Origin of the sequence: Paraburkholderia sp. (assembly GCF_036488505.1) — a bacterium.
Lineage (GTDB): Bacteria > Pseudomonadota > Gammaproteobacteria > Burkholderiales > Burkholderiaceae > Paraburkholderia.
Genome location: NZ_DASXHN010000191.1, coordinates 1 through 5,132 on the forward strand (window position 1 = coordinate 1; position 5,132 = coordinate 5,132).

The window sequence follows — 5,132 nt, forward strand, 5'->3', positions numbered from 1 at the left end:
CGTCGTGAACCTCGCCGATCTTGTGGGTCACGCCGGTGTAGAACAGGATGCGTTCAGTGGTGGTGGTTTTGCCGGCATCGATGTGAGCGCTGATGCCGATATTCCGGTAGCGCTCGATGGGAGTCTTGCGGGGCACGTGAATCTCCTTGGAATGGTGCGCCTGGAACGCATGCCGGGCGGCCGTACGGGCCGCCCGGTGAGTCTGTCCGGGTCCTGCAGAACAGAGCTTACAAGAATAGCGCGTCGGTCGGTCTTTTGCATGAACCCTGCCAGCCGGCGGCGCGCCCGTCCGCGCGCGGCTTCGCGTACAAAAAAGCCGGCGCCTCGGGGAGGCGCCGGCTTTTTGCGGACCAGCAGCGCCGCGCTGGCGCAACGAGGCGACGCGGGTGGCCGCGCTGGGCTAGGCGGCTTACTGCGTCGGCCCCGGCACCGGCGGCAAGCCCTGGATCTGCATCCCCGGCTTGATGCCCTTTGACGAGAACCAGCCTTTGCTCATTTCAAGCGCGAACACGCCGTTGTGCGTCGGGCAGTGGTTGTTGGTGGTCTCGGCCTGCATCTCGTCGATGTCGGTAATCGTGCCGTCCGCGCGCATGAACGCGATCGACAGCGGAATCAGCGTGTTCTTCATCCAGAAGCAGTGGCCGGCGTTTTCGTTGAACACGAACAGCATGCCTTCGTTCGGCGCGAGCCTGGTGCGGTACATCAAGCCCTGTTCGCGGTCCGCGTCGGTGGCGGCGACGGCCGCGTCGATCACGAACATGCCTGCGGTCAGCTTGACGCGCGGAAATTCGCCCGGCTGCTTCGCACCCGGCGGCATCTGCTGCGCGTGAGCGGGGGCGGTGGTGGCGGCAAACGAAATCGCCGCGAGCGGCAGTGCGACGGCAAGAGCAAAGCGCGCCATCAACGAGCGCATGGAAAATCGCACGGCAAGACTCCTTGCTGAAATTAACTCGCGCATGTTACGCGAGCGCGTCAAAAACAAAAAGGCAGATCGCCTTGCGGTGATCTGCCTTACAACGCCGTAAGAACGGCAATGAAGCGTGTTCCTGACTGCGTTTTTACAAGCAACTTATTCCGAAGCTGCCGAAGCTGCAGCAGCAGTTGCTGCCTTCTTGTGCGACTTCTTGTGAGCGTGCTTCGTGGTCTTCTTTGCTGCTGCCGCCGGGGCTGCCGAAGCTGCTTCCGGAGCCGAAGCTTGTGCGAATGCTGCCGTTGCGAAGAGGCCAGCGACCAGAGCGGCGATCAGTTTGTTCATTTTGTAAATCCTCAGCTTGAGTTAATTAACCAATGACCCGGCTTATATAGAGTCATGTCGGTAAACGTGCCATCCACCTTTCGGTTGACAGCGCATCGAACAAATTACTTCGACGCGTCTGTTAGCGGTCGGACTTCCGTGCTCGCCGCGAAAACGGCTTGCGCAAAGGTCTTTAAGGCTCAATGCCGGATAGCTTCAGCGGCATCTGCGTCGAATAACGCGTGGGATTGAACAGCGGTTGACGCGGCGCACGCCGAAATTTTTATCGGGATAAAAGGCGGTGAAAATGCGTTGCACCGGCTCGCGCAAGCGTGCTTGTTTGACGCGCTTTCGACGCGCGTTTCGCGAGTGAGTTTGTTTGTCGGTACAACGAGTTAGAAGCGATTGTCACAACTGTGAAACGCATGTCGGGCAGCACTTGCAGGTGGAGTCGCGGGTTCGTCACGCGTTCACGCGATGCCGTCCCACGGCGCGTTCGAACGCACTTCGATGCTTTGTCCGGGCTGAAGTCGCAAAGAAAAAATGTCCAGCGCGCCGACGCCGACGCGCACCAGACGCAGCGTCGGAAAGCCGACCGCGGCTGTCATGCGGCGCACCTGGCGGTTCTTGCCTTCGCTGATCGACAGCTCGATCCAAGTGGTGGGTATCGCGGCGCGATAGCGGATCGGCGGCGTGCGCGTCCATAACGCGTCGTCCGGCTCCACGCAGGTCGCGCGGCACGGACGGGTGACGTAGTCGCCGAGATCGACGCCGGCGGCAAGTTTCTTCAACGCGGCGTCGTCGATCGCGCCTTCGACTTGTGCCCAATAGCGTTTGACGAGCTTGTGACGCGGCTCCGCGATGCGCGCTTGCAATGCGCCGTCGTCGGTGAGCAGAAGCAGGCCTTCGCTATCGGAGTCGAGCCGGCCCGCCGGATAGACGCCGGGCACCTTGACCCAGTCGGCGAGCGATTCGCGGGTCTCATGCGGTGAAAACTGGCAGATGGTGCCGAACGGCTTGTTCAGGGCAAGAAGGCGCATAGGTGAGACGGCAGACGGATGGAACTCGCGCGGATCGAAGCGCCGGCGCGGCTCGGAAAATTGTCACAGAATACGTCGCGACGCTTGCGCGCGGCTCTTTGAGAGCCTGCCGCGCGCGCGTCGGTCCGGTCATGAATGGCGCGATAGTAATCGATAAAGCGGCATCGGAACTCCACGCTCTTATAGATGAGCGGGGCGTGCCCGGCCATTCGCCGATGCCGCGAAAGCGGTAGCCGCAGGGCGCCGCGTCGCGCGCGGGGCGTGGGCTAGAATAGCGGCCAGGCCGCTCGCGGGCGTCCGGCATCGCGCGGCGAGTGGCGCCTTTTTCGCAGTCTTCGATCAGCTTTTGCACAGCTTTCACTGGAGTCCGATCATGCCGTATCAGCACATCAAGGTCCCGGCGGGTGGCGACAGGATTACCGTCAACGGCGATTTCTCGCTCAATGTTCCCGACCAGCCGATCATCCCGTTTATCGAAGGCGACGGCACCGGTGTCGATATCACGCCGGTCATGATCAAGGTCGTGGATGCGGCGGTCGAGAAGGCCTACGCGGGCAACAGGAAAATCCACTGGTTGGAAATCTACGCGGGCGAGAAGGCGACCAGACTGTACGGCCCGGACGTGTGGCTGCCGGAAGAAACGCTGCAGGCGGTCCGGGAATACGTGGTGTCGATCAAGGGGCCGCTCACCGCGCCGGTCAGCGGGGGCATTCGCTCGCTGAACGTCGCGCTGCGTCAGGAGCTCGATCTGTACGTGTGCCTGCGTCCGGTGCGGTATTTCAATGGCGTGCCGTCGCCGGTGCGCGAGCCCGAAAAGACCAATATGGTGATCTTTCGCGAGAACTCCGAAGACATCTACGCGGGAATCGAATGGCCGGCCGAGTCTGAGCAGGCGAAGAAGCTGATCCGTTTCCTGCGCGATGAAATGGGCGTGAAGACGATCCGCTTTCCGGAGTCCTCCGGGGTCGGCGTGAAGCCGGTGTCGCGCGAGGGCACCGAGCGTCTGGTGCGCAAGGCGATCCAGTACGCGATCGACAACGAGCGCCGCTCTGTCACGCTGGTGCACAAGGGCAACATCATGAAGTACACCGAAGGCGCGTTCCGCGACTACGGTTATGCGCTTGCGCAAAAGGAGTTCAACGCGGAGCTGATCGACGGCGGTCCGCGGATGAAGGTGAAGAATCCGAAGACGGGCGGCGACGTGGTCGTAAAGGATGTGATCGCCGATGCGTTCCTGCAGCAAATTCTGCTGCGCCCGGCCGAATACGATGTGATCGCGACGCTGAACCTGAACGGCGACTATGTGTCCGATGCACTTGCCGCGCAGGTTGGCGGCATCGGCATTGCGCCGGGCGCGAACCTGTCGGATTCGGTCGCGATGTTCGAAGCGACGCATGGCACCGCGCCGAAGTACGCAGGCAAGGTCTACGTGAATCCGGGCTCGGAAATTCTTTCGGCGGAAATGATGCTGCGCCACCTCGGCTGGTTGGAGGCCGCGGATTTGATTATCAGCTCGATGGAAAAATCGATTCTGCAAAAGCGCGTGACTTACGACTTTGCCCGTCTGATGGAAGGCGCGACTCAAGTCTCGTGCTCAGCATTTGGACAAGTGATGATCGACAATATGTGATTAATGCGCGGATTTTATCTGGTGCGCATAAATGCCGGTGCCGACCACGGTCCGGAGTATTGCTTCACCTGGAATGCTGGCCGATTTTCAGCCGTTAAATCGGTGGCACAAAAAACGGCGCTGAGAAAAAGAAACCCGGCGCGAAGCCGGGTTTCAAAGGACGGGTATCGAATTGCTTCAGGCGGGTGCCTGAATGTTCGATGCCTGTTTGCCTTTCGGGCCTTGGACGACCTCGAAGGTGACCTTCTGGCCTTCCTTGAGGGTTTTGAACCCATTCATCTGGATGGCCGAGAAGTGTGCAAACAGATCCTCACCACCCTCGTCAGGCGTGATGAATCCGAAACCTTTTGCGTCGTTAAACCATTTGACCGTACCAGTTGCCATTTCCAACTTCCCCTGTAACTCATGTCACTACCACGAGCCCTCGAAAAGCCACGACCACACGAAGTAGCCGCTCCCTCCTCACAAGCTCACCATCGGCATTTTTTCGAGAATAATGGCGCAGTGAAAAAAGTGCCAGCTTGATTGTTGGGGCTCTTTATTCGAGTGTCAAGAAAATTTTGAGACGCCGTTGTCGCGTTGCAAACGCGCTGCTTTTCCAGGGTTTTTACCGCTTCCGTTATGTGCGCTTGCGCAAGCGGCATGGCTTGAAAAGTCGCATAATCGACTCACATGCTTGCTGTACCCGACGCGCCGAAGCCGGCTGCCGGAGCGCTCCAAGCCAGCTCAGGCAGGTTGTGCGATACTCGATCCAACCGCGGCGCAGCACGCGCTGCGCAGCACTACGGAGAGGGCCGGTACCGCAATCGGCCCGTCGAAACGCGCGTGCCCGGGTCTTCATGACAGGATTGTGACCGGCCGGGCGGCAGCGAACGGGCGCATCGGCCGGCTGGCCGAGTTTTGGCAGGATTGCGGGCCTGTCCTAGTTGTTTAGAATGGGTGTATGGCGATTATCCCGGACAAGCAGGACGGCACCGTACTGGAGCGGCAGGAGCAGCAACTCAAGCCGCCGTCCATGTACAAGGTGGTGCTGCTGAATGACGACTTCACGCCAATGGAATTTGTCGTGATGGTCGTGCAGGAATATTTCAATAAAGATCGTGAAACCGCAACGCAGGTCATGTTGAAGGTGCATCGCGAGGGCAGGGGAGTTTGTGGGGTCTATACGCGGGACATCGCGTCGACCAAAGTCGAGCAAGTCGTTACCCACGCACGGCAGGCCGGGCAT

7 protein-coding genes are annotated in these 5,132 nt (G+C 60.2%); 2 read left to right on the plus strand and 5 right to left on the minus strand.

What is annotated here, in order from left to right; translation table 11 throughout:
* The 4 genes from VGH68_RS11120 to VGH68_RS11135 form a co-directional block, all read right to left on the minus strand.
* Window positions 1-136, minus strand: a 136-nt coding sequence (locus VGH68_RS11120) for a GTP-binding protein (RefSeq protein WP_331603681.1), incomplete at its 3' end; no start/stop codon positions are given.
* Window positions 137-409: 273 nt separating this feature from the next.
* Window positions 410-925 (minus strand): DUF192 domain-containing protein, encoded by a 516-nt coding sequence (locus tag VGH68_RS11125; protein WP_331603676.1) that lies wholly within the window; start codon window positions 923-925, stop codon window positions 410-412.
* Between the two features lie 144 nt (window positions 926-1,069).
* Window positions 1,070-1,255, minus strand: a complete 186-nt coding sequence (locus VGH68_RS11130) for a hypothetical protein (RefSeq protein WP_331603677.1) — start codon at window positions 1,253-1,255, stop codon at window positions 1,070-1,072.
* A 449-nt stretch (window positions 1,256-1,704) separates the two neighbouring features.
* Window positions 1,705-2,274 carry a pseudouridine synthase gene (locus VGH68_RS11135; RefSeq protein ID WP_331603678.1) on the minus strand — a complete coding sequence of 190 codons (570 nt, stop codon included), beginning with the start codon at window positions 2,272-2,274 and terminating at the stop codon, window positions 1,705-1,707.
* A gap of 373 nt (window positions 2,275-2,647) precedes the next feature.
* Here VGH68_RS11135 and icd point away from each other — a divergent pair, with 373 nt between their 5' ends.
* Window positions 2,648-3,904, plus strand: coding sequence for an NADP-dependent isocitrate dehydrogenase (gene icd, locus VGH68_RS11140; RefSeq protein ID WP_331603679.1), 1,257 nt, complete (start codon window positions 2,648-2,650; stop codon window positions 3,902-3,904).
* Between the two features lie 177 nt (window positions 3,905-4,081).
* On the opposite strand, the gene VGH68_RS11145 is transcribed toward icd, so the two are convergent.
* Entirely contained in the window at window positions 4,082-4,288 is a 207-nt protein-coding gene (locus VGH68_RS11145) for a cold-shock protein (protein WP_007180614.1), read from the minus strand.
* A gap of 559 nt (window positions 4,289-4,847) precedes the next feature.
* Between VGH68_RS11145 and clpS the strand changes: the two genes are divergently transcribed.
* Window positions 4,848-5,132: ATP-dependent Clp protease adapter ClpS (gene clpS / locus VGH68_RS11150; RefSeq protein WP_331603680.1), on the plus strand; the 285-nt coding region annotated here is incomplete at its 3' end.